The sequence below is a fragment of the Neobacillus rhizosphaerae genome (assembly GCF_937468385.1).
Lineage (GTDB): Bacteria > Bacillota > Bacilli > Bacillales > Cytobacillaceae > Neobacillus > Neobacillus rhizosphaerae.
Genome location: NZ_CALBWS010000020.1, coordinates 19,447 through 43,178, shown reverse-complemented (window position 1 = coordinate 43,178; position 23,732 = coordinate 19,447). Strand labels below are relative to the sequence as shown.

Genomic DNA, 23,732 nt, shown 5'->3' with positions numbered 1-23,732 from the left:
GATCCACTATTTCACAGACCCCATCATACCGGCAACAAAATGCTTTTGCATTATGAAAAATAGGAGCGCGGCCGGAAGTGTCGCAATCACAATCGCTGTCATAATAACTCCAAAGTCCGGTGAATAACTGGAACCGAGATTGGAAATAAGCAGTGGAATGGTCTGTTTCTCCGGAGACTGTAACACTACAAGTGGCCACAAGTAGCTGTTCCAGCTGGACATGAACGTTATAATTGCCGCTGCAGCATAGGTTGTCTTCATCGTAGGAACATAAATTCTGAAGAAAACACCTAACTCAGTTAATCCGTCAATCCGACCCGCTTCAAGTATTTCCTTCGGAAACATCTTTGTGCTTTGTCGAAAGAAAAAAATAAGAAATGCGGTAGTAACAGTCGGTAAAATAACTGCTGCCAGCGTGTCGATCCCAATCATCGAAACCGTTTGAGAAATGGATCCAAACATCCGGAACAAAGGAACCATTAAGGCTGCAAATGGAATCATCATCGAAAGCAGCAGGAAGTTAAACAGGATATCCTTGGACTTGCTTTTGAAAATCTCAAATCCATAACCAGCCAAAGAGGCGATAAGCATGGCAACCACTGTTGTGATAATCGAAATTTTTGCTGAATTTATTAAAGCAGATACAACATCCACGGTATCCAACAAATTGGTTAAGTTTTGCATAAAATGACTTCCAGGCAATAGCCTTCCCTTCGTCACATCGACTGACTTATTCGTTGAACTTACAATCATCCAAAGGAATGGAAAAATAGAGATAACGGATGCCAGGATAAGGACGGAATAGCTGAATATTTGTTTGAATTTACTCATTTTTATCACCTGCTACTTTGAACTGTATAATAGAGAAGATGATGATCATAATTACAATGGCATAAGAAACAGTCGCTGCATAGCCAAAGTCAGGGGTATATTTAAACGATAGATTGTAAATGTACTGGGAAATCGTCATTGTCGAATTGCCCGGTCCACCCTTCGTAATATTCATAACTTCATCAAACAACTGAAGCGTACCGATGGTAGAGGTAATGGATGTAAATAAGATAATTGGTTTCAGCATCGGGATTGTAATCTTGAAAAATTGCTGAAAAGACGAAGCACCATCTATTTTTGCTGCTTCATAAATAGATTCATCCACGTTTTGCAGCGCTGATAAATAGAAGATCATATTATAGCCAGTCCAGCGCCATGTAATGGCAATAATAATCGCTATTTTCGCCCAAAATGGATCTGTTAACCATTGAATTGGTTCCGAAATAAAGGAAACTTTCATTAACATAATGTTAATAATGCCATCCTGACCAAACAAATATTTGAAAATAACCGAATAGGCAACCAGAGATGTTACACATGGTAAAAAGATCGCTGTTCGAAATACTCCCTTTAGCTTCAATGTTTTATTATTCAATAAAACAGAAAGAAACAAGGCCAGTAAAATCATCACTGGTACTTGAATGACAAGATAAATCACGGTATTTTTTACTGTAGTTATGAACGTTGGATCTTTAAATAAACGTGCATAATTATCGATACCTGTAAAGGTTAGATTAGTGCCAGTTCCTGATTGAAAAGATAATATAAGGGCCTGAACCATAGGATAGAAATAAAACAAGCAGATCATAACGGTGGCGATTATGACAAAGGACCATCCTATGGCAGCGTTTTTCACGCGAATTTTTCGCCCTGATTTTGTTGTTTGCAGGTTCTGGTTTGCTTTTGCTGGGATCACACCATTCAACTCCTTATCTTGCTAATAAAAGAAAAGAGCCTTGGAAGTACTCGCCTGACACATCAGATAGCTCCGTTAAATCGAATAGGAGAAGCCGGCGAATTCCCAAGGCTTACTTTCTTATGTTTTTATATTAGATGTCATCGTTGTTTTCTTAATAGGCTATTTAATTTGTTCTTCGGCTTGTTTCTGAGCGTCTGCTAACACCTTATCAATGTCTTTACCTTTAAGGTAATCTTGCATTCCTACAGCTATAATGTCCTCAATCGCATAGGTATGCATTCCATAGTTAACTTGAGGAATTTGCTCTGTCCAGCTTGCGAAATCAGAAATGATTTTCTGGCCTCCAAAGAATTCGTCGGCAGCCTTATATGCTTCACCTTCTGCTGCTGGTTTGTAAGTACCGATAGCCCCCATTTCCTTATTCAAGGTCTGATAAAAATCAACATTGGAACCAAAAGTTTTCGCAAGGAAATCCATCGCTTTTTCTTTTCCTGGGATGTTTAGAACATACCAAGAGCTTCCGCCTAGGTTAGAGGCGTTAACCGATCCATTAATTCCAGTTTGTTTTGGCATCGCTACAACTGCCCACTTACCTGCTTGTGATGCTTCAGACTTTATTGACGGAGTAATCCAGTTACCTGTAGGGACCGTGGCAACATCTCCACTGTTAAAGCCGGCCACAAACTGGCTCCAGTCAGATACAGGTTTTACTAAATCTGCATCTAAAATCTCCTTGTATGTTTTGAATGCTTCCTTTAAAGCCGCATTGCCTGCTATGTCAGGTGTAACTCCATCTTTCTTCAAATACCATGAACCACTAGTCTGAATCATCATCCGAATAAGACCTAGGTCTTTTGGATCTAGAGTCAGCATTTGTTTACCTGTTGCTTCTTTTACTTTTTTACCAATTTCAATATACTTCTTCCAGTCAATATCTTTTAAATCCGCTACTTTGTAGCCTGCCTTTTCCAAATAATCCGTTCTAACATACAGGCCCGTAACTCCAGTATCGAATGGCAGTCCATAGTTTTTACCATCAAGGCTCGTAGGAGCTAATTTATATGGAGCAAAATCAGCTGCTTTAAAAGAACCCGTTAATTCCTGGAACATATCCGGATATGCTTTTAAGAAACTTTGTGCACGATAATCTTCAATTAAAACAATATTAGGTAACCCTTTAGTGGTACCAGAGCTTAAGCTGGTGTTTAGTTTTTGGACAATATCAGCTTGAGCATTTTCAACAATTTTAATTTTAAGGTCTGGATTTTCAGACTTATAGGCTTCTTTTGCTAAATTCATTGCTTTAATGTTAAAATTCGGGTCCCAAGCCCATACTGTTATTTCCTTCGTATCTTTTGCATTGCCCGAATTTGCTTTCTCTTTTGATCCGGAAGAACAAGCAGATAACAGCAGTATACTTACTAAAAATAGTGCCAATACTTTTTTCATTGAGATTCCCCCCAAGCACATTTTATGTGATATTGTAAGCGCTATCTAGCCTACAAGTATTATGTTAGCACCTGCTTGAACTTATCTGTTAGGACGATATTTTTAAAGGATTGTACTATTTTTATAAAATGAACACGATTCCATTTTGATGATTTGGATTATTTTTAGATTTTATGATAATTTTTATATTTCCTTAATAGGAAGATAGATTCGAACCTTTGTCCCTTCTCCCAGCTTACTTGAAATCGTCACACCATACGGTTCACCATAAATAAGCTGAATGCGCTCATGTACATTCTTTACACCAATACCAGAGAAAAGCTGTTGTTTTCGCTTTGTATGAGGGAGATTACTTTCTAATGAACCTTCCATCCCATCCCCGTTATCCACCACTTCACAAATCAAATTGTCACCCTCCTGCCAAACGAGGACATTAATATACCCTTCAGGCTTATGATTGAAGCCATGAAAGAATGAATTTTCCATAAATGGTTGCAGGAGCAGTTTTGGGATTTGATGTTCTTCACAATCCTGAGCAACAAAATAGTTTACTTTAATTCGGTTACCATATCGTTTTTGATTAATGAAGACGTAATTTTTTAAATTATCTAGTTCCTGCTTAACCGAAACCGTTTCACTGACATTACCAATTGTATTTTGAAGCAAGGAAATCAACGCATTTATGGTGGCCTCCGTATCTTCCTTTCCCCCTTGTAGCACCATGAATTTAATCGAGGTCAAGGTATTATAAAGGAAGTGAGGATTAATTTGCTGTTGCAATGCTGCGAGTTCTGCATTTCGCTGTTGCTTTTGGGCTAAAACGAGTTTATCTACATACTCATGCAGCTCATCGAGCATGGAGTTAATGGCATTTCCGATTTGTCTCGTTTCATAAGTATCCGTTTCACAAACATACTGGTGAAAATCATACTTTGAGGCATTAGCTATTTGCTTTACCAGCCTCGATAAGGAATTCGTCAATCTTCTTGAAGCTAGGAACACAATAACTAGTGCAACCAAAACAATACCTATAGAGATGAGAACAATCTCCTTTTTGTTGATTAAATCGCCAATGGCTGTCTGTTTGTCAATGACGTTGAACAGATACATATCAAAAGATGGAAGATATTCCATTAAAATAATCTGCTCTTTGCCCATAAAATTTTTAATGATATATTTATGTGAATTGTTTTTCATTCCAGAAGCATAGCTAAGAAAATTGTCTGCTTTTTTTCCGATGAGCTTTCCTTGATTACTAGAAACAATAACTCCAGTCTTGTCTAAAACGTAAACATTATTACCAGGGCTTGTATAACTTGAATAAAATTTTCTAATTTCACTTTCTTGGATAGCGAAATACAAAGATCCGTATACCTTTCCTGAAATACGGTCCATTAACGCCCTTGACGCAACAATGACATTGCCATCCCCCAAACCAGTGATTTGATTGTTACGATGATCATATTGATACATGAGCCTTTTAGGTTCTTCAAGGGTATTGCGGGTAATGACACTTTTCCTCAACTCTTCATCTGAGATTGGCCAGTAATTACGCTCTGTTGCGTAGTTGACCCCGTTCCTTCCCGCCACAACAATTTCAATCTCATAGGCATCCAAATTGGATTTGATGTGCTTCATTTGTTGACTCATATAAAAAAAAGAGTTCATTTTCTCGGCATTGGATTCCTCCTCTGTAAGAACTCTTCTGATATTTCCGCTTGAAAGGAGATTGTTTGAAGCAATGACAACTGAGTAATTAAGTGACTCAAAACTTTCTTTTACTTGATTCATCACTTTTGAGTTCGTTATGCTAAATTTTTTAATGAAGAATTGCTCAGACATGCGAATCGTCGTCCACGTGATAGTGACGGAAACCGTGATAATCATCATAACCGTAATGAAGAACATCACGATAAACAAGCCATTATGTTTAAAACGATCGGGAATGAATCTCATATTCTCTACCATCTCTTATCTCAAATTATGTTTTCTTCTATATTGGCTAGGAGACAATCCATTTATTTTTTTAAATACTTTACAAAAATAACTATGATCCGAGTAACCGACCATTGCGCTGATTTCGGAGATGGACACTGTCCCCTTTATGAGTAGTTTAATTGCCTCTTCGATTCGAATTCTATTCAAATATTCAATAAACCCTTCCTTATTATGAGCTGAAAAATAGGTAGAAAAGTAGGATGGATTAAAATGAAAATGCTTCGCCACCTCTGTAAGGGTAAGTGGATCTGCATAATGGTCCATAATGTATTCCATTAGCTTCTTCATATTTAGATTATCTGGCTGATTTTGCAAAGAGAATATGCATTTATTTGCTTCTTCTATAAATTGTTCCAGTAGAACGACAGCATCTTTGGCTGAACATGCTTCATCCATCGCCTTAAAATAAGTGTATTTGGCATTTTCTAATTCTTTGACATCGCACTCCATATTACCTAAGAGAATGGTGGTATTAAAAATAATGTTGCCAAAAAAAGCTTTATATTCAAAGACATCCATCGTATAACATTTAGATATTGCAAGCACATGGTCCTGTAAATAGCTGAAGGCAGAATCAAAGTGTTTACGCTTTAATTCACCTGTAAACCAATCCAAATGAAAGGGGACGGTCTTGGGTGGCAGCTTAGGCAGTTCCTGCTTCATTATTAACTGTCGGTCAGGAAAATAAAATCGATAGTCTAGTAGTTTTAATAAACTTGTTTTGTAGATGTTTTCTATTTGACAGAAGTCTTCATATTCCTCTGTCAAAGCGAATCCAATACCAGGAACGGATTCAGCTAATTGTTTGGTTAGAGTTATTAGCTCTGTCATTTTATCCCTATCTACATTAAAAAGGTATGCGATGATATTCTTGTCAGTAGTAAAGGAAAAATAAGCAGCCCTGCTTAGGTGAAGATATATTGTCTCTTCTACTTTCTCGTTAATCGCAAATGAAAATTCAGTCCTATCTTTAGATGGATGATTCCTTATATCTATCCCTAATAAACAATAATGGCTATAAGGAAAATCTTTGGATATTGACTCCCTTTCATAATTGACCTCATACCCTGAAATCAACTTATTAATCAATTGCCCAGTAGAGAGAGAAGCCTCTAAATTCTTGTCAATCGTTTGAAACGATGAAATTCTGCTAGCAGCTTTCTTTAACACTTTTAATAGGCTTTTTGCATCGAGTTTTGGCTTTAATATATAATCAACGACACCACTTTGAAAGGTGGATCGTACATAATCGAATTCACCAAAACTACTAAGGATAATCATCTCAATTTGAGGATATCTTTCCTTCACAATTCTCGTTAATTCTTCCCCATCCATGATAGGCATAACGATATCAGTAATGATAATATGTGGATTGACCGCCTCGATTAATTCAAGAGCTTCTTGACCATTCGCCGCTTCACCAACAATTAAAAATCCTTCCTGCTCCCAATCGAGATAGTGCTTTATCCCTTGTCTGATTAACATTTCATCGTCAACGATAAGTGTTCTGCATAGTTCCCCAACTGTCAAAGCAATCCCTCCAAATGGTGACATGTAAATATTAAAATCTCTCATTATATTTTATATTATTATATCCCTTTTGAAAGCGTTTTAAATATATTACCATGCTTTAACCACCTCTTCAAAATAGAAATTAAAACTCATAAAAAAGACACTCAGTGTGGGTTACCGGTGTCGATTTCACTTTAAAGGCTATTTCACTTTTGCCATTAACCAATTTCTCTCTCCACTCACCGAAGTAATTTATTCTCGATCAAAGGTTTCTCTTGGCTTAAGTAAGTGGTTCAATTTCCACTATTTAATATCATACAATTTACATTTCTCATAGCCTGCCTGTTTCTGGATTTGTTCCGATGTGGGAAGCAATTACTTTCTTCACCCGTTTGTTTACAATCAAAGGCCCTACGCCTTTTTCTATGAAAGCGGCGTCATTTGCAATCAAGGTAATTTCCTTTACGTCTGCTTCAAGCAGAGCAGATACAAGCGCTTGTGGTGTACCTACCCCCATAAATCCCCCTGCCATAATGGTCATTCCATCTGTAAACAGCGATGAGACTTCCTCCATTGAAATCATTTTATTCACTTAAAAGCACCTCCTGAAAATATTAGTTATTGGTCCTCACACTTATTTTTTATGCAATATTTGTGCCAATAAATAAAAAGGGATAGGTTTACTTAAAATCAATAGTATACTTTTTATATTTGATATATTTTTTATACTTGTTATACTTAAGAATATAAAGGAGGTTGATATATTGGAAATTTGTCCATATCTTCAATATTCATTCGAAATTCTAGGTAAAAAATGGAATGGATTAATCATTCATTATTTATCCATCAGTCCAAATGGCAGCGCCCACTTTTCTGAAATAAAACGTGACCTTCCAGATATTACTCCTAGAGCCCTTTCAATCAAACTATCTGAGCTAGTTGAGTTTGGATTAATTAAAAAAAATGTAATAACCGGATCTCCTGTAACGATTTCTTATGAATTAACGGAAAAGGGAAAAACATTAACTGCTGCACTTGAACCGATTCAGAAATGGGCTCAAGACTATAAAGAATTTTAAAGAAAAGAGGAAACTTCATGACAAACAACAAAATGGTTTGCGACTTAGAAACCGGTGTGTGCGGTGAAGCGGGAGAAGATGTAATGGAGACAATTGATTTAAATCTACTTCAAAAAAAGATTACTCTTTATTATGTAACAGACCCAATCTGCTCCCACTGCTGGGCGCTTGAACCCGTATTGCGCAAATTTGAAGAACAGTATGGACATTATTTTGACTTGCATACGGTGATGGGTGGATTGCTGCAAAGCTGGGAAGGTTTTGCTGACGTAGCGAATGGCATAGGCAGACCTTCAGATGTGGCTGGTCATTGGAGAGAAGTTGGGGAACATTCCCGCATGCCAATTGATGGCTCATTATGGCATGATAATCCTGTTCAGTCATCCTATCCCCCCTCCCGAGTGTTTAAAATAATTCAGCAAAAGGATGAGCAGCTGGCAATGACCTTTTTGCGCCGTGCTCGTGAGGCGGTTTTTGCCTTTAACCACAACATTGGGGATGAACAGGTATTGATTAACCTCGTCAATCAATTAGGCCTGGACGGGGAGCAAGTTATCAGAGAATCTGGACTTTCAGATGGACACGAGCTTTTAGATCAAGATTTTGAACTTGCCAGAAGCCTTGGTGTGCGCGGTTTTCCAACCATCATCATGGTGAACGAGGAGAAAAAAGGCGTCAAAATCGTCGGAGCCCGTCCACTGGAATCCTATCTAAAGGGACTAGAACAGGTACTAGGAACAACTGAACCTTTACAAGCACAAACACGTCCTTCACTTAAAAACCTCCTTGAAAAAGAAGGATTATTGTTCTCAAAAGAAATCGAAGTACTGTATGACCTTGAACAAAATCAAGTTAGTTCTTTTATCCATAAAGGTCTTTCATCCGCCGATTACGAACTCAGCGAAATTCTTGGAGAAACATATATCGTTAAAAAATAGAATAAAGACGTAATAAAATAAACAGCGAGGAATTGGTAGGTATACAATAGCCATTGGTCTTACGTTAATTTATATAGTAAATTCCATGCTAAAGTTGTTATTATTTATAACAAACAAAAAGCTCAGTTCAGTCACCGAGCTTTTTGTCTGTAATGCTTTCATATAATGTTTTAGAATCCTTTTCCGACAGTTTAGTGTATTTACTTTTTCCTAGAATGACCTTAAATCTGATGCTATTTCTTATAAAATTATAATGTTTCTATGTTATTTTGGAACAGAATTTGGTATCTTTTCTTTGTTTTCTACTTCAAAACAGAACTACTAGAGATGCTCCCCGCTTTTTCATTTCGGCAAAAACACATCATGTCCACTCCACGCGGGCAAATGTCCACCGATGGTGCCTGACACCCTACTCAACTGCTTTAATATATCCAATTCTTTCAACAATTTCTTGCCCTTGTGGTCCTTGCATCCATTCTAGGAATGGTTGAATGGTTGGTTTTGGGTTGTCCTTAAGCGTTATTGCGTATAGGGTGGCGGTGAATGGATACTTACTGCTCGCGATGTTTTCCGGATTTGGTTCAATTCCATTGATTGCCAGTAGTTTAATATTTGGATTGGCCTTCATCCCGGTTGCAAAGAAGCGGAATGAAAAGCCAATCGAATTGTCATAGTTCCGATAATCAGCAACCTGCTCGATAATCCCGCCCATTCCTTCAGGTACATCTTCCTTCAGTGGCTTCATAATCGGCGTTCCACCCATAATCTTTTCCAAAAGTGTTTGGCTTCCAGAATTTTTCGGACGTTGAAAGGCAATAATTTTCTTATTCTTTCCGCCAACATCGCTCCAATTTTTGAATTTTCCAGAGTAGATGTCTTTAATCTCAGAAACTTTTAAGCTATCCACTTGATTGCTTGGATTGACAAAAAAGACGAAGGCTTCCTTGCCAATAGGCGTCATAACCAGTTCTTTTCCCGCTTCCTTCGCCATTTCCTGCTGCTCTTTTGATGGCACGGCACCAAAGTAAATATCTACTTCCCCCGCTAATAAGTGTTCATATGCATAAATCGTATTGGTAAAACTAACGATTTTCCCGGCTTCACCGCTCTCTTTTTCAATATTCTCATAGGCTGCATTCGCAAAGGCTGAGTACACCGGAAATGCCGCTTCTGCTCCGTCTAAAATCGGCATTTCACTAGGTTTTTTGATTGTAAAGGTCGGTGCTTCCGTAAGCTTTGGCAGCTTGTTTTCTGGATTCGTCACCTCATACGGGGTTAAGTCCGTACTAGAGTAGCCCCCACCATATTTAAAACCATAGGATGGCAAAACCGTTTGACTGCGCTGCCACTGAACAGCAACACCCGTACCCAGCGCAAGGACAAACACTGACAAGACAGACAGCAATTGCCTCCTATTAAAAGCTGATCGTACCCTGCTTGTTAAGACTGCAATGAATACCCCAATGACAAATGCTAGCTCGTAGGCTAACGGTGCCCATAGAAACAATCTTCCTTCACCACTAAACATGGCGATAAAATAGATGGGTGCGAGTGCCAGATGAAATATACTATAGTAAAACCAGGAGTTTGCCCCATAAAACCCGCCGCTGATCAGCATAAAAACAGTCCATAATACTGCAGTATAGGCAAGCGGCAGAAGGTAGAGTGTGAAAAGCCCTGTCAATTTGCCGGACTGAGCCCGCTTCTTATTTAGTAAAAAGCCTACGAGAATACCGCCAATACTAAGAGGCAGAAGTGCAGCAATGATGATATCATCTAGCCCCGTAATCATTATGATAAAAGAAAAGATAGACAATACAAAAGGCATTACACCGAAATTCACTAACAGTAGCAAAAGTTTTTTTCCCATGTTAATCCTCCCTTTCACAGTAAAATGTATGTATATTTACCAATATTTATAAGTGTAATTTTACACCTTTATCCCCCGTTTTACAATATAGTTTTTGTAAAATACAGACTTTCAATAAAAAAGAGGATGTCTCAAAATAGTCTGACCCCTCGCTCTAAACACAATATATAGTAAAAGTTGAATTGGACTTTTCCTGTATATCGTGATAAAGGGGTCTGACAATGAGACATCCTTGAAATTCTTCTAGGGCAAGAGCGGATCCTTAGCCAGCTCTTTTCCGATAGATGATATAGCGCCGTTTGAAATAGGTAAGCGGGACACTCCAAACATGCACAAGTCGAGTAAAGGGCCATATTCCGATAAGGGAGAACGAGACCAAGATATGGAGCTGAAAGCCAATAGGTGCGCTTTTCATTAACGATGGGTCCGGCACAAAAGTGAGCAAGCCCCTGAACCAAGGACTAATGGTTTCTCGATAGTCAAAATCGGGATGGAGCCTGTTCCCAATTAATGTATTATAGATTCCAATCAAGATAATCAGAAAGATGAGGATCACTGTAATCACGTCACTAGTATCACTGGTAACCCGCACCCGTTTATTTGTAAGACGACGATTCAACAAAATGAGAATCCCAATCAAGGTAATAATCCCGGCAAGCCCTCCTCCATATACAGCTCCCACATGATATAACGATTCACTAACCCCGAGACTTTCCAGGAGAGATTTAGGAACAAGAAGACCGGCGATATGCCCGACAAACACAAACAAGATCCCAATATGAAATAACATACTGCCCCATTTTAAATTCTTTTTCTCCAAAAACTCACTAGATTTAGCGGTCCATGATAATTGATCCACATTGTAACGGTAAATATGCCCGACAATAAAATTGGTAATCATTAGATAGGGGAAAATAACCCAAAGAAATTGAAGCACCTTCTATTCCCTCCTACCTAAAATGATTTTTTCAAGTAATTCCATTCCGGACAGACAACCGGTTATCAAAAATAGATACGGACTTTTCAACGTTTCTAACTCATTCTTCAATTTTTCAATCGGTTCGCGCAAGCTTCCTAACAGATTTCTAGAAATTCGAAGCGGGGCAACCGAGGCAAATTCTAATACAACGGGCAAATAATCAGAAAGCTCCTCATCCGTCATTTCAAAGCCATATTCTTTATACAATGTCTTTAACTCTACTAAAATTTGTCCTCGTTCCCGGTTTTCACCAGTTTTTAAGTAGCTTAACGAAAGGGAGCACGCTGGGTTAAAGTCAAACAAGTCTACATAATCCTGTTCCAAATCATCTAGTGAAATATCCCCAATTGCTTCCAAAAAAGAGGCAAGTGGGTTTTTGATTGAAGGATTTTCAAAGTCTTCAACCTCCTCAACCAGTTCTCTCCATTGCATCCACCTTTTATCTGGATACTGGAGTAGATAGGAAATCATTTTGAATGTGTCTCTAACCTCGGCCTCATCTTTTGAGAACATGGAATTCATCTTTTGCTCCATCATATCCACCTACTTTACAAGTATTACAGTCAAAGCTATATCCGATTGACCCTTGCTCGCCGTATAGATTGTTGAAGTGTTCCTTATGAGCAGGAGGAATAACAAAGCGATCTTCGTATTTTGCGATTGCAAGCAAGCGATACATTTCTTCGATTACTTCCGTTGTCATTCCAATCTGTTTAAGCATTTGTTCATTTGGTTTTTTCCCCAATGTTTTTGCCCGCATATGATGACGCATGATGACCATCTTTTCTAGTACTTGCTTGATGACGTCTGTGTCTCCGGCTGTCAGCATGTTGGCCAGGTATTCCAGTGGGATTCTCATTTGGCTGATAGCAGGAAACATCTCTTCTAAAGTGCTGTTTATATCCTTTCCCTCGAACATGGTTGTAAATGGACTAAGCGGGGGAACATACCAAACCATCGGTAATGTACGATATTCCGGATGAAGCGGAAGAGCAATTTTATATTTAATCGCCAGTTTATAGATAGGCGATTTACGGGCTGCTTCTAACCAATCCTCAGAAATGCCGTCTTTTTTAGCCTGCTCGATCACTTCAGGGTCATTTGGATCTAGGAACAAGCTTAGCTGCTCCTTGTATAAATCTTTTTCATTAGGTGTCGATGCCACTTCTTTCACCCTGTCAGCATCATAAAGAAGGATTCCGATATAACGGATACGACCTGTACATGTTTCCGAACAAACAGTTGGTAGTCCTGCTTCAATTCTCGGGAAACAAAAGGTACATTTTTCTGCCTTTTGCGTCTCCCAGTTAAAATAAACCTTTTTATAAGGACAGCCTGTCATACAGTATCTCCAGCCGCGGCACTGCTCTTGGTCAACTAGCACAATCCCGTCTTCATCCCTTTTATAAATTGCACCTGAAGGACAGGAGGCGACACATCCAGGATTTAAGCAATGCTCACAAATCCGGGGCATATACATCATAAAGGCTTGTTCAAATTCAAGCTTGATTGCCTCTCCAAGCTTCCTTATATTCGGATCCTTCTGTCCTGTTACATGGGCACCAGCTAGATTATCCTCCCAGTTTGGTCCCCATTCAAGCTCCATTGTTTCCCCGGTTAATAGTGATTTGGGCCGGGCAACAGGCTGATGTCTCTTCTGTGGGCTGTTTAACAATTTTTCATAATCATAGGTCCATGGCTCATAATATTCATCAATCGTTGGCAGATCAGGATTGTGAAAGATTTTTCCAAGAGCAAGTTTACTCAACTTACTTCCGGATTTTAATTCGAGCTGATTGTTTTTTAAAGCCCAGCCCCCTTTATGCTTCTCCTGATTTTCCCATTCAATCGGATAGCCAACCCCCGGCTTTGTTTCCACATTATTAAACCAGATATACTCCGCTCCCGGGCGGTTCGTCCATGTGTTTTTACAAGTAACACTGCAGGTATGACACCCAATACATTTGTCTAAGTTCATCACCATCGATACTTGTGCTTTAATCTTCAAGCCAAGGCACCTCCTTCATCTTCCGTACGGACACGTAAATATCACGTTGGTTTCCGATTGGACCATAGTAGTTAAACCCATAGCTAAGCTGGGCATAGCCGCCAATAATTTGGGTTGGCTTCACATGGATTTTTGTCGGACTGTTATGCGTTCCCGCGCGTTCACCGGTAATCGTCGTACCTGGAGTATTAATGTGTTTATCCTGAGCATGGTACATATACAACGTTCCTTTTGGCATTTTATGACTTGTTACAGCCCTTGCCGCTACTACACCATTACGGTTGTATACTTCAACCCAATCATTATCTTGGATCCCCGCCTGTTCCGCATCTTTTTCACTCATCCATACATGTGGCCCTCCCCGGAAAAGAGTTAGCATCGTCAAGTTATCTTGGTAGGTACTATGAATATTCCATTTGCCATGTGGTGTTAAATAGCGAAGGGTGATTTCATTCTCCTGTTCCTTCGGTTTTTTATCACGGCTGGAAAAAACCATTTCCGGTAATGTTGGTTTATAAATCGGGAAATTTTCCCCGTATTCGCTGATAATTTCATGATCAAGATAAAAATGCTGCCGTCCCGTTAATGTTCTGAAAGGGACAAATCTTTCAATATTAGTCGTAAACGGTGAATATCGTTTATTCCCTTTATTTGACCCAGTAAACACTGGAGTTGGAATCACCTTACGCGGCTGAATGGAAATGTCCTGAAAGGTATGGTGAACAGAAGCCTGGTCTTCAGCAATATCCTTTAAGGAAAGACCCGTTTTTGCTTCTTCTGCTTCCCAAGCCTTCATCGCCACTTGCCCGTTTGTGGCACTTGATAATGTCATCATTGCTTCTGCTGCCTGGCGTCCTGTCTCAATGCTTGGCATACCATAAGATATCCCCTCGATTTCGACTGTCCCGTTCATATCCTTCAGCTGCTGATATTGGTCTGCGACAGAAAATGAAATTCCGTGTGCACCAACAGGATTCTTCTCCACAAGCGGCCCAAGTGCAATAAACTTTTCATAAATTTTCTTATAATCACGGTCTACATACATCATTCGAGGCATCGTGACACCCGGCACGGCTTCAGCTTCTCCTTTTTTCCAATCAAGGACCTTGCCGAAAGGCTGGGCTATTTCATCAGGTGTATCATGCTGAAGCGGGACTGTTACGAGATCCTTTATTGGTTTCGGGAAGTGCTCTTCAGCCATCTTTGAAAAAGTTTTGGCAATTCCTTTAAAAGTGTCCCAATCCGATTGTGCTTCCCAAGGTGGGTTAATTGCCGGGTTGAATGGATGAACGAACGGATGCATATCTGTACTGCTAATATCATGTTTTTCATACCAAGTTGCGGCAGGTAAGACAATATCGGAATAAAGGGCATTCCCCGCCATCCGGAAATCGATGGAGACAAGGAGATCTAGTTTCCCTTCTGCGCCCTCAGCTCTCCACTTCATTTCCTCGGGCTTCAGCGAATGATTTTCTTCTCCAAGCAATCCATTAGAGGTACCGAGCAGGTGCTTCAAGAAATATTCATGTCCTTTTCCCGAGCTTGAAATGAGATTGGAACGCCAAACGAATAAGTTTCTTGGGAAGTTGACAGGATGATCTGGGTCTTCAATCGCAAACTCCATCTTTCCTGTCTTTAACTCATTGACCACATACTTTAGGGCAGCATCGGTTGTTTGGGCACCGGCCTTTTGTGCCTCTTCATACAGCTCTAAAGAGTTCCGATTAAATTGCGGATAAGAAGGCAGCCAGCCTAATCTTGCGGCAAGAACGTTGTAATCGGCAGAATGTCGGTATCTTGCCTTTTTTACAAGTGGTGAGGCAAGCTCATTCATCTTTGTTTCCTCATAGCGCCATTGATCAGTGGCAAAATAATAGAAAGACGTGGCATTTTGCAGGCGCGGCGGCATTGACCAGTCACGGCCAAAGGCAATTGTTCCCCAGCCTTCGGGAACGCGGCATTTTTCTTGGCCGACGTAATGGGCCCAGCCGCCGCCATTAACTCCTTGTGAACCTGTCAATAACACAAGATTTAAAATGCTTCGGTAAATGGTGTCACCGTTAAACCAGTGATTAATTCCGGCACCCATGATAATCATAGAACGTCCCTTTGTATCGACGGCATTTTCGGCAAATTCTCTGGCAATTTTTACGACTAACTTCTTGTCTATTCCTGTATATTTTTCCTGCCATGCAGGTGTGTATGGCTGGGGGTCTTCATAGCTAAATGATTTCCCTTTGCCCAGTTCCTCACGATTCACCCCATAGTGAGCAAGCATAAGATCAAACACCGTCGTCACATAGATTTCTTCTCCGGAAGCTTTGACAACTTTCTTTACGGGAACAGGACGTGAAAATGTTCGTGTTTCGTCACGATCAAAAAACGGGAAGTCGATATCAACAATGTGATCTTCCTGACCAAGAACGGTTAACTCCGGTTCAAAAGGATTTCCCTGTTCATCCTGTTGCAGTAGGTTCCACTGGCCTTTGTTCCCCCAGCGATGTCCAATACTACCGTTAGGAATGACAATTTTTCCTGTCTGTTGATCGATGACAGCTGTTTTCCATTCTGCATGTGTAAATGGCATACCTAAGTCACTTGCGGTTAAAAAACGATCAGAAATATAAGCGGAGCCGTTTTGTTTTAACGTAATCAAATAAGGAAGATCGGTATATTTTTGGGCGTATTCAAAAAAGTAATCCGTCTTCTTGTCAACATAAAACTCTTTTAAAATAACATGGGTCATCGCCTGTGCCAGAGCGGCATCTTCCCCTGGTTGGATGGGAAGCCAGTCATCCGCAAATTTTACATTTTCTGCATAGTCCGGGCTGACAGTTACCACTTTTGTTCCTTTATAGCGTACCTCTGTCATAAAGTGGGCGTCAGGTGTTCTTGTCATCGGCACATTAGAGCCCCACATCATGATATACCCGGAGTTATACCAGTCGCTGCTCTCCGGGACATCCGTTTGCTCACCCCAGATTTGTGGGGATGCTGGAGGCAGATCAGCATACCAGTCATAGAAGCTAAGCATCGGGGCGCCTAGCATCGATAAAAAGCGGGAACCCGCTGCATAACTAACCATCGACATCGCTGGTATAGGGGTAAATCCAGCAATCCGGTCAGGTCCGAATTTCTTCGTGGTATAAATAAGCGAAGCGGAAATCATTTCATTGACCTCTTCCTTTGTAGCACGGATGAAACCTCCTTTACCGCGGGCGGATTTATATTCCTTTGCCTTTTCAGGATTTTCTACTATACTTGCCCAGGCTTTTACCGGATCGTTTTCCTGCTTCAATGCTTCACGGTATAATTTTAGGAGAACCCCGCGAACATAAGGATATTTCACACGAAGCGGGCTATACACGTACCAGGAAAAGCTTGCCCCACGAGGACAACCCCTAGGTTCAAATTCCGGCATATCGGGTCCACAGCTTGGATAATCTGTCTGCTGGTTTTCCCATGTGATAATACCTTCCTTTACAAATACCTTCCAGCTGCACGATCCTGTACAGTTTACGCCATGTGTTGTTCTGACAACCTTATCATGCGACCAACGCTGACGATATACATTTTCCCATTCTCGATTCCCAGCTGTCAGCTGGCTCCAACCATCTGATAAAGTATCAATTGGTTTAAAGTAACGAAGCTTTTTTAAGAAGTTACCAGATTTTGTTTTCATTTCAATCTCCCTTCTTCTTTCAGTGCATAGTTCCTCATTCCAGCCGTTGTTATTAAATTGCTTTTAGACCAGGAGTGGAGTCCTTGATGTTACTTTTTTCCCAAGAATGTTGCAGCCAAACAGTGATGATGAGAGCAGCAATATAGGTGGCGGCAATCCACCAAAAACCGAAGGCATATGTGCCGGTAATTTCCTTAAAGGTTCCAAGAATATTTGGCAAAAAGAAACCACCCAATCCACCCGCAGCACCAACGAATCCTGTAAAAATCCCTACCTCTCGTGGAAATCTTGTTGGAATCACTTGAAAAATCGCTCCGTTTGCAATACCAAAAATAAGCATAGCGATGATAAACAGAGGGAGAGTTACATAAATGGATGGAAGGAAACCGATTATACAAAGTACAGCTGCTGCTAAGGTAAACAATTTAATAAGGAGATTTATACCTCCAAGCCGATCTGCTATATATCCGCCGATTGGTCTAACAAAACTTCCGGCAAAGACGGTGATGGTAACAAAGTCTCCCGCCGTAACTTTACTAATTCCATATTGATCGACAAAGAAGATAGCAAGGTAACTTGTTAAACCAACAAAACCGCCAAACGATAAGCTGTAAAAGAAGCTAAAAATCCATGTTTCTTTGATTTTTACAATGCCTAAGTACTGTGAAAGCTTTTGAGGCTTAGGTGTATTGGGACTGTCCTTTGCAAAAATGGCAAAAATGATAAATGCTGCAAATAGTGGAATAAGTGCAAAACCGAATACACCATGCCAGCCAAAGGCTTGGGCAATTCGAGGGGCAAACAAAGTCGCCAATACGGTGCCACTATTTCCTGCTCCAGCTATCCCCATCGCCAGACCTTGATGTTCGAGAGGATACCAACGGCTTGCAAGAGGCAGAGCAACAGCAAAGCTTGCACCTGCTATCCCTAGTAGAAATCCAAATGCCTGAACTTCCGTTAATGAATTCCCAAACCACATTCCCCAAAAAAGCGGAAGCATCGTCAGCATCATTCCGATCATACCCATTCGCTTTCCGCCAAAGCGATCGGCAAGCAGACCCATCGGGATCCGGAGCAGGGATCCCCCTAAAATAGGGATCCCAACCATTAGCCCTTTTTCTGCTGGTGACAATCCAAAATCCTGAACAATAAATGTAGAGGTTGCCCCTAACATTACCCAGATCATGAAACTAATATCAAAATAAAGAAAGGATGATAGTAATGTCGGTAAATGTCCACTTTTAAAAAAGGCCTTTAAATTACCCATCTGTTTCACTCCTAATCATTTTTTACATCTTATTCCTCCATCACAAAGGGACTAGCACTTCACTTCTGCATTTTTGCGTGAATAGAAGAACCAGCAAACTCCAAGACTTATAACGTAATACCCGATAAAGAGATAGAGTGCTAAATTAGCAGAGTTGGAAATCGATATCGACCAGCTGAATACCTTTGGAATTAAGAAGGCGCCATATGCAGCAATGGCTGCTGTAAAACCAAGAACAGGTGCAGCCTGCTTCGGTTCAAAAATTATCGGAATCATCCTAAACGTAGAACCATTGGCAATTCCTGTTGTGAAAAAGAGAATAATAAACATGATTAAAAATCCGGTAAAATTCTTCTCATTTAAGAAATAAATAACTCCTACTGTTGCCGCAATCATGATGATAATATCCCAAAACGTTATTTTAGCTCCGCCTATCTTATCTGCAATCCAGCCGCCGATCGGCCTGACCGATGCACCAACAAGCGGTCCTAAAAATGCTAGCTGAAGGGCATTTACTTCCGGAAATTCAGATTTAATGAGCAGCGGAAAAGCTGCCGCATAGCCAATAAAAGAACCGAAACACATCGTATACAGCCATGACATGATCCAAGTATGCTTATTTTTAAAAATTACTGATTGTTCCTTAAACGATTGCTTTGTATTCGGGAGATTATCCATTCCGAAAAAGGCACAGATTGTGACAATCACAATGGGGATGACCCAAATAAAGGCAGCATTTTGGATCCAAACTTCTTTCCCATCCTTCATTAATTGCGAGGAACCAACGATTCCAGCAAAAGCTCCCGCTGTAATCACAATCGGAGTTAAGAATTGAACAGCACTTACCCCTAGATTACCAATACCGGCATTCAAGCCATTAGCAGCACCTTTTAATTTTTTTGGAAAAAAGAAGCTAATATTTGCCATCGATGACGAGAAATTTCCTCCGCCAATTCCACATAGAGCCGCTAAAATGGCCATCGTGGTAAAAGATGTCGCCGTGTTTTGAACAGCAAAGCCTATTCCGAGGGCTGGTAGTAAAAGAGCAGCAGTACTAATTACCGTCCAGTTTTTCCCTCCAAATATCCCCGGCATAAAGGTAAAAAATATTCTCAGTGTTGCCCCAACAAGCCCTGGTAGTGCGGCAAGTGTAAAAAGTTCGCTTGAGGTAAAATTAAAACCAACGTCATTCAGTTTAACTGCTACAACTGACCATATTTGCCAAACGACAAATGCTAAAAACAGCGATGGTATGGAAATCCACAGATTTCGTTTTGCATGATGTTTTCCTTCCGATATCCAGTTCTGACTATTTTCCGGGTCCCAATGCTTAATTCTCCCCATTTCCCTTCATCCTCTCTTTTTCTTGCTTTATTGCTTTCATTGTAAAGGCTTTCAAAAACGATGAATATCAGGGTTACACCTCAGTTTCGTAAGGGAAACTACATATTTTGGTATCGTGGATTACTCAAATGTTCACAATTTATTCACTTATAAGAAAAGCGAAAGCGCCCGTTAAGCGGCGTATGGACTGGAGCACTTTGACTGAGATAAAGGAAACACGGAGAGCGATAGCGATCCGATGTTGACTTATCGTAGGGAAAAGGGCGAAGTACACTAGCCGCTGGGCGCTGGAGCTGGACAATTCTCAAAGTCGAAAATTTTATCTTTCTTATCTTATAAGAAAAGCGCAACCGCCTTACCTAGGGGCGATATAGGAAGACTTATCGACTGGCAAGCGTAGCGAAGCCAGAGATTAGTCTTCCTATATGCGTACGAAAGTAGCCAGGCATAAGACGAGCCTGCGAGAATGTTGCTTTTTAACCTTCTTGCCGGATGTGCTTATGACCTCGAGCCCCTAGGCGCTGGAGCTAGACAACACGGAGAGCGTTAGCGACCCGATATTGACTTATCGTAGGGAGTAGTGCTAAGTACACAAGGCGCTACTCGAAAAAGCTATCGCTTTTCCTTCGTGCGATATTAATGCTGCCGAAGATTTCCTTGTGGAGCTAGACAATTCTCAAAGTCGAATGATAGGAATTCTGATTCAACACAAAAGGACCTATCCATCATTGTGAATAGGTCATAAGAAGAAAATATGAGTCATTATCGGTTCCGTGATTCTGGGGCTGTATTCCAAAGCTGGTCATTTATAAGTAAGCTAAGAAAAAAGTTCATGGTTAAAATCGTTCGTTCATTGTCAAAAACCGTTTCAATACTTCCATTGATTTTTCTCACTTTATCCGCAAGGCACGAGAACACTTCTTCAGAAAGATGCAAGTAATGATAGGTTTCAATTTGAACAGCAAATTGCTGTTCAGATTTTAGTTCGATAATCACTTTAACCTTAGAATTGTTTTCCGCTCTAAATGCACGGTCAAAAAGAAGTGTAAATATAGAGATAAGGCTCTGTTGTGCCTCTATTGATAGCAAGGTTATGCGTTGATCTAGCAAAATGATTTCCAATTTTCCTCCCCATTTTGACTTTTCTTCAACAAAATAGCGGGAAAGGGCAGATTTTTTTGTATCCTTTTTTTCTTCAGTGCTTGTTTGTTCTGTCTCTCGTTCTTGAATATAGTCACTTAGAATCTCTTCTGCGGCAAGTTTCATAGATTCTATTTCAATAGCTTCATAGTTTCTACATGTCCTTTGACCGATAAGCAAAACTCCAATTAGCTGCGATTGAAAAAGCAACGGCACTGATACTGCGGATTTAAGTTCTTCTATGATTAAGATTGGAAACTCAAGAGCCTCATCCTGAAGTTCTTCCGGGAAATTTGTGATAACAAACTCTCGCTTTGTTTTTAATGTCCGTCCGCAAATTCCCTTGCCACTACTAACAACAATGCTTGTATAACGGTTATTTAATGATCCAATGGCTAAACGCCAGCGGAATTCAAGATTAAGAGGATCATAAAAGGCGATCGCAGAAAAATCTGCATTTAGTTCAGATACAAGTAATTGAAGCTTTAACGTCAGTATTTCTTTTAATCCTACTTTTTGCTTTGTCATAGTGTTCACCTAATTATCTAAAAGACCTCTTTTTAATGCAAACTGCACTAAGTCTCTTCGTGTCGTTAGTTTTAGTTTTTCCATAATTTTAGATTTATGTGTTTCTACAGTTCTAGGACTAATATTTAAAAGTTCCCCAGTTTCTTTATTGGTATAACCTTTTGCCACCAGACTACAAATCTCTTTTTCACGTTCCGTTAGAAGATCAAAGGAATCATTGTAATCTTCTCCTGTATCATGGAATACATGCTCAATTACTCTTTTCTGGGCATTTGGATAAAGATATGCCTGTCCAGAATACACCTGCCGAATAGCCGTTACCAACTCTTGCCCCAGAGATGATTTCAACAAAAAACCAGATGCTCCCGCTTTTAATGCTCTAAACAAAGAATCTTGGTCATCATGCATCGATAAAATAAGAACCCTTATATCTGGAAAATTTTGAATCAGCTCACTCGTGGTTGGCAGCCCATCTCTCCCATTCGGCATACTTAAGTCCATGATGACCACATCAGGGTTGACCTTGGGGATTTTTAACAGTGCTTCATTTCCTTCGGCGGCGTCCCCAATGACGACCATGTCTGATTGAGTATTCAATAATAAGTAAAGTCCATCACGGACAACGGCATGATCATCTACTAAAAAGATCCGAATTTTATTCATCTTTATCACCTTATCCAATCGGAATAATTACTTGAATCTGTGTTCCCTTGCCAATTTCTGAGGCAATCGAAAAATCTCCTCCTAATATAGAGGCTCTCTCTTCCATACTATAAATCCCCACCCCGTTTCGATTTGATGGATTGAGCTCAAATCCTTTGCCGAAATCCGCTATGGATAGTGAGACTTTGTCTAGATGTTTATCCACATCAATGACAATATCAATCCGCTCTGCACTTGCATACTTCGCTGCGTTAATCAAAGCTTCTTGGACAATGCGATACAAAGCTGTTTCAATTGACGAAGGTAGACGCTCCTTATCCCCTTTAAAGGTAAAATTTATTTGCAACCCAAACCGGTTGCCAAAATCTCGGATAAAGTTCTTTAAAGTAGCAATAAGTCCATGATCATCGAGAGTCGAGGGACGTAATTCAGAAGATAAATTTCGGACATCTTCGATCGTTTGAGTAATCATTCGCTGAATTTTTTCAAGCTGTAAATCTTTTCCGTTTTTATTTTCTGGAATAGATTTGATGATATCTGCTTGCAGGAGTATTCCGAATAATGACTGCCCAATTCCATCGTGTAGTTCCCTTGAAATGAGCTTTCTTTCTTTCTCTTGAGCTTGAAAAATAGAATGGGTAATCATTTTTTCGATTTTTTTTTGTTCCTCTTTTCGTTTTTCACTAACCTTTTGCAGGCCAATGACCGTCCCTTTTTCATTCTCAGGGGTTGTGTAATAAGAAATGGTCGCTTGCACTGGAATAAGGGCTTTATGAGATTTAATATAAAATTCTACCGGATTTTCCTGATCGTTCATCAAAAAGCACTTTGACGCATCGCAAATTTTATCAGCACCTGGATAAGTGGAACAAATATCACAAAAATTAACAATCTCTTTATCTGATAGATTAAGCAAATCTTTCCCGGCACCATTTAGACTGATAATATTTTTATTTTTATCGAGAATGAAGATACTTTGGGTACTATTTTTAATGACAGCAAGAATTTGTTCTTGTTTAGAACGTAATTTTCTTTCCTGAATAAAAATAATCATAAAAAAGACTGTGATAATGATGAGGACGAAAAAAAATAATGGCAATTTGTCTAAATAATGAATATCAACCTGAAGCATGAATACTAAAGATTGGACGATGATCAGTGAAACAATGATGCTGATTAGTCCATTTTTTAATAAAAACAAATACAAGGGTCTGTTAGGAACCCTAATACCTGAATGCATAAAACTCCCCCTCACCCTAATTTCTACTCACTGGGACTACATATAATTTAAAAGTTAGTAAGTTGTTAATCTATTTAATTTTCACTCTATTTAGAAAGTTCCTCTCCTTTATTATTACCGCTTATGGTGCTTGTTGCTCTGTGATGCAAATCACATTTCAGCTGTCTGATTTTTACTATCTTGTGAACATAAGTGAAGTGGAGACATTCTATTAAACTTAAAAGTTTTTTTCCCATTTTCATCCACCTTTCTGCAGTAAAATGTATGTGTTTTTTCCAAAATTCG

The 23,732-nt window shown here is 39.8% G+C and carries 17 protein-coding genes and 1 pseudogene; 2 read left to right on the top strand and 16 right to left on the bottom strand.

Annotation, left to right across the window (positions count from 1 at the left end; genetic code table 11):
• Positions 1-6 precede the first annotated feature (6 nt).
• The 6 genes and pseudogenes from M5A78_RS15045 to M5A78_RS15020 form a co-directional block, all read right to left on the bottom strand.
• Complete coding sequence (locus M5A78_RS15045; protein WP_248736096.1) at positions 7-831, bottom strand: carbohydrate ABC transporter permease; 825 nt, start codon at positions 829-831, stop codon at positions 7-9.
• Entirely contained in the window at positions 824-1,720 is an 897-nt protein-coding gene (locus tag M5A78_RS15040) for a carbohydrate ABC transporter permease (RefSeq protein ID WP_248736133.1), read from the bottom strand. The genes M5A78_RS15045 and M5A78_RS15040 overlap by 8 nt, the downstream gene beginning before the upstream one ends.
• 189 nt (positions 1,721-1,909) lie before the next feature.
• Positions 1,910-3,199: an ABC transporter substrate-binding protein gene (locus M5A78_RS15035; protein ID WP_248736095.1), complete on the bottom strand. Its 1,290-nt coding sequence runs from the start codon at positions 3,197-3,199 to the stop codon at positions 1,910-1,912.
• A 183-nt stretch (positions 3,200-3,382) separates the two neighbouring features.
• Positions 3,383-5,155 carry a sensor histidine kinase gene (locus tag M5A78_RS15030; protein WP_248736094.1) on the bottom strand — a complete coding sequence of 591 codons (1,773 nt, stop codon included), beginning with the start codon at positions 5,153-5,155 and terminating at the stop codon, positions 3,383-3,385.
• Between the two features lie 15 nt (positions 5,156-5,170).
• Positions 5,171-6,727 (bottom strand): response regulator transcription factor, encoded by a 1,557-nt coding sequence (locus M5A78_RS15025; RefSeq protein WP_319942301.1) that lies wholly within the window; start codon positions 6,725-6,727, stop codon positions 5,171-5,173.
• Positions 6,728-7,046: 319 nt separating this feature from the next.
• Positions 7,047-7,292, bottom strand: a pseudogene (locus tag M5A78_RS15020) (CoA-transferase); the annotation flags it as partial.
• Between the two features lie 181 nt (positions 7,293-7,473).
• On the opposite strand from M5A78_RS15020, the gene M5A78_RS15015 reads away from it, so the two are divergent.
• Positions 7,474-7,788 carry a winged helix-turn-helix transcriptional regulator gene (locus M5A78_RS15015; protein ID WP_248736092.1) on the top strand — a complete coding sequence of 105 codons (315 nt, stop codon included), beginning with the start codon at positions 7,474-7,476 and terminating at the stop codon, positions 7,786-7,788.
• A 17-nt stretch (positions 7,789-7,805) separates the two neighbouring features.
• Complete coding sequence (locus M5A78_RS15010) at positions 7,806-8,726, top strand: DsbA family protein (RefSeq protein WP_248736091.1); 921 nt, start codon at positions 7,806-7,808, stop codon at positions 8,724-8,726.
• Positions 8,727-9,135: 409 nt separating this feature from the next.
• Here M5A78_RS15010 and M5A78_RS15005 read toward each other — a convergent pair whose 3' ends face one another.
• From M5A78_RS15005 to M5A78_RS14960, 10 genes are all read right to left on the bottom strand, one after another.
• Positions 9,136-10,596, bottom strand: a complete 1,461-nt coding sequence (locus M5A78_RS15005; RefSeq protein WP_248736090.1) for a substrate-binding domain-containing protein — start codon at positions 10,594-10,596, stop codon at positions 9,136-9,138.
• 262 nt (positions 10,597-10,858) lie between these two features.
• Complete coding sequence (narI, locus tag M5A78_RS15000) at positions 10,859-11,533, bottom strand: respiratory nitrate reductase subunit gamma (RefSeq protein ID WP_264760462.1); 675 nt, start codon at positions 11,531-11,533, stop codon at positions 10,859-10,861.
• A gap of 3 nt (positions 11,534-11,536) precedes the next feature.
• Positions 11,537-12,112 (bottom strand): nitrate reductase molybdenum cofactor assembly chaperone, encoded by a 576-nt coding sequence (narJ, locus tag M5A78_RS14995; RefSeq protein WP_248736089.1) that lies wholly within the window; start codon positions 12,110-12,112, stop codon positions 11,537-11,539.
• Positions 12,072-13,583, bottom strand: a complete 1,512-nt coding sequence (gene narH, locus M5A78_RS14990) for a nitrate reductase subunit beta (RefSeq protein WP_248736088.1) — start codon at positions 13,581-13,583, stop codon at positions 12,072-12,074. Before narH ends, narJ begins: the two co-directional genes overlap by 41 nt.
• Positions 13,573-17,265: a nitrate reductase subunit alpha gene (locus M5A78_RS14985; RefSeq protein ID WP_248736087.1), complete on the bottom strand. Its 3,693-nt coding sequence runs from the start codon at positions 17,263-17,265 to the stop codon at positions 13,573-13,575. Before M5A78_RS14985 ends, narH begins: the two co-directional genes overlap by 11 nt.
• Before the next feature lie 52 nt (positions 17,266-17,317).
• The gene (locus tag M5A78_RS14980; protein WP_248736086.1) at positions 17,318-18,532 is read right to left on the bottom strand and encodes a nitrate/nitrite transporter; all 1,215 of its coding nucleotides are present in this window, start codon (positions 18,530-18,532) and stop codon (positions 17,318-17,320) included.
• A gap of 51 nt (positions 18,533-18,583) precedes the next feature.
• Positions 18,584-19,876: a NarK family nitrate/nitrite MFS transporter gene (locus M5A78_RS14975; protein ID WP_248736085.1), complete on the bottom strand. Its 1,293-nt coding sequence runs from the start codon at positions 19,874-19,876 to the stop codon at positions 18,584-18,586.
• A 762-nt stretch (positions 19,877-20,638) separates the two neighbouring features.
• Positions 20,639-21,544 (bottom strand): GAF domain-containing protein, encoded by a 906-nt coding sequence (locus tag M5A78_RS14970; RefSeq protein WP_248736084.1) that lies wholly within the window; start codon positions 21,542-21,544, stop codon positions 20,639-20,641.
• A gap of 9 nt (positions 21,545-21,553) precedes the next feature.
• Complete coding sequence (locus M5A78_RS14965; protein WP_248736083.1) at positions 21,554-22,207, bottom strand: response regulator transcription factor; 654 nt, start codon at positions 22,205-22,207, stop codon at positions 21,554-21,556.
• 10 nt (positions 22,208-22,217) lie between these two features.
• On the bottom strand, positions 22,218-23,447 hold the full coding sequence (locus tag M5A78_RS14960; RefSeq protein ID WP_248736082.1) for a sensor histidine kinase: 1,230 nt from the start codon (positions 23,445-23,447) through the stop codon (positions 22,218-22,220).
• Positions 23,448-23,732: the final 285 nt, after the last annotated feature.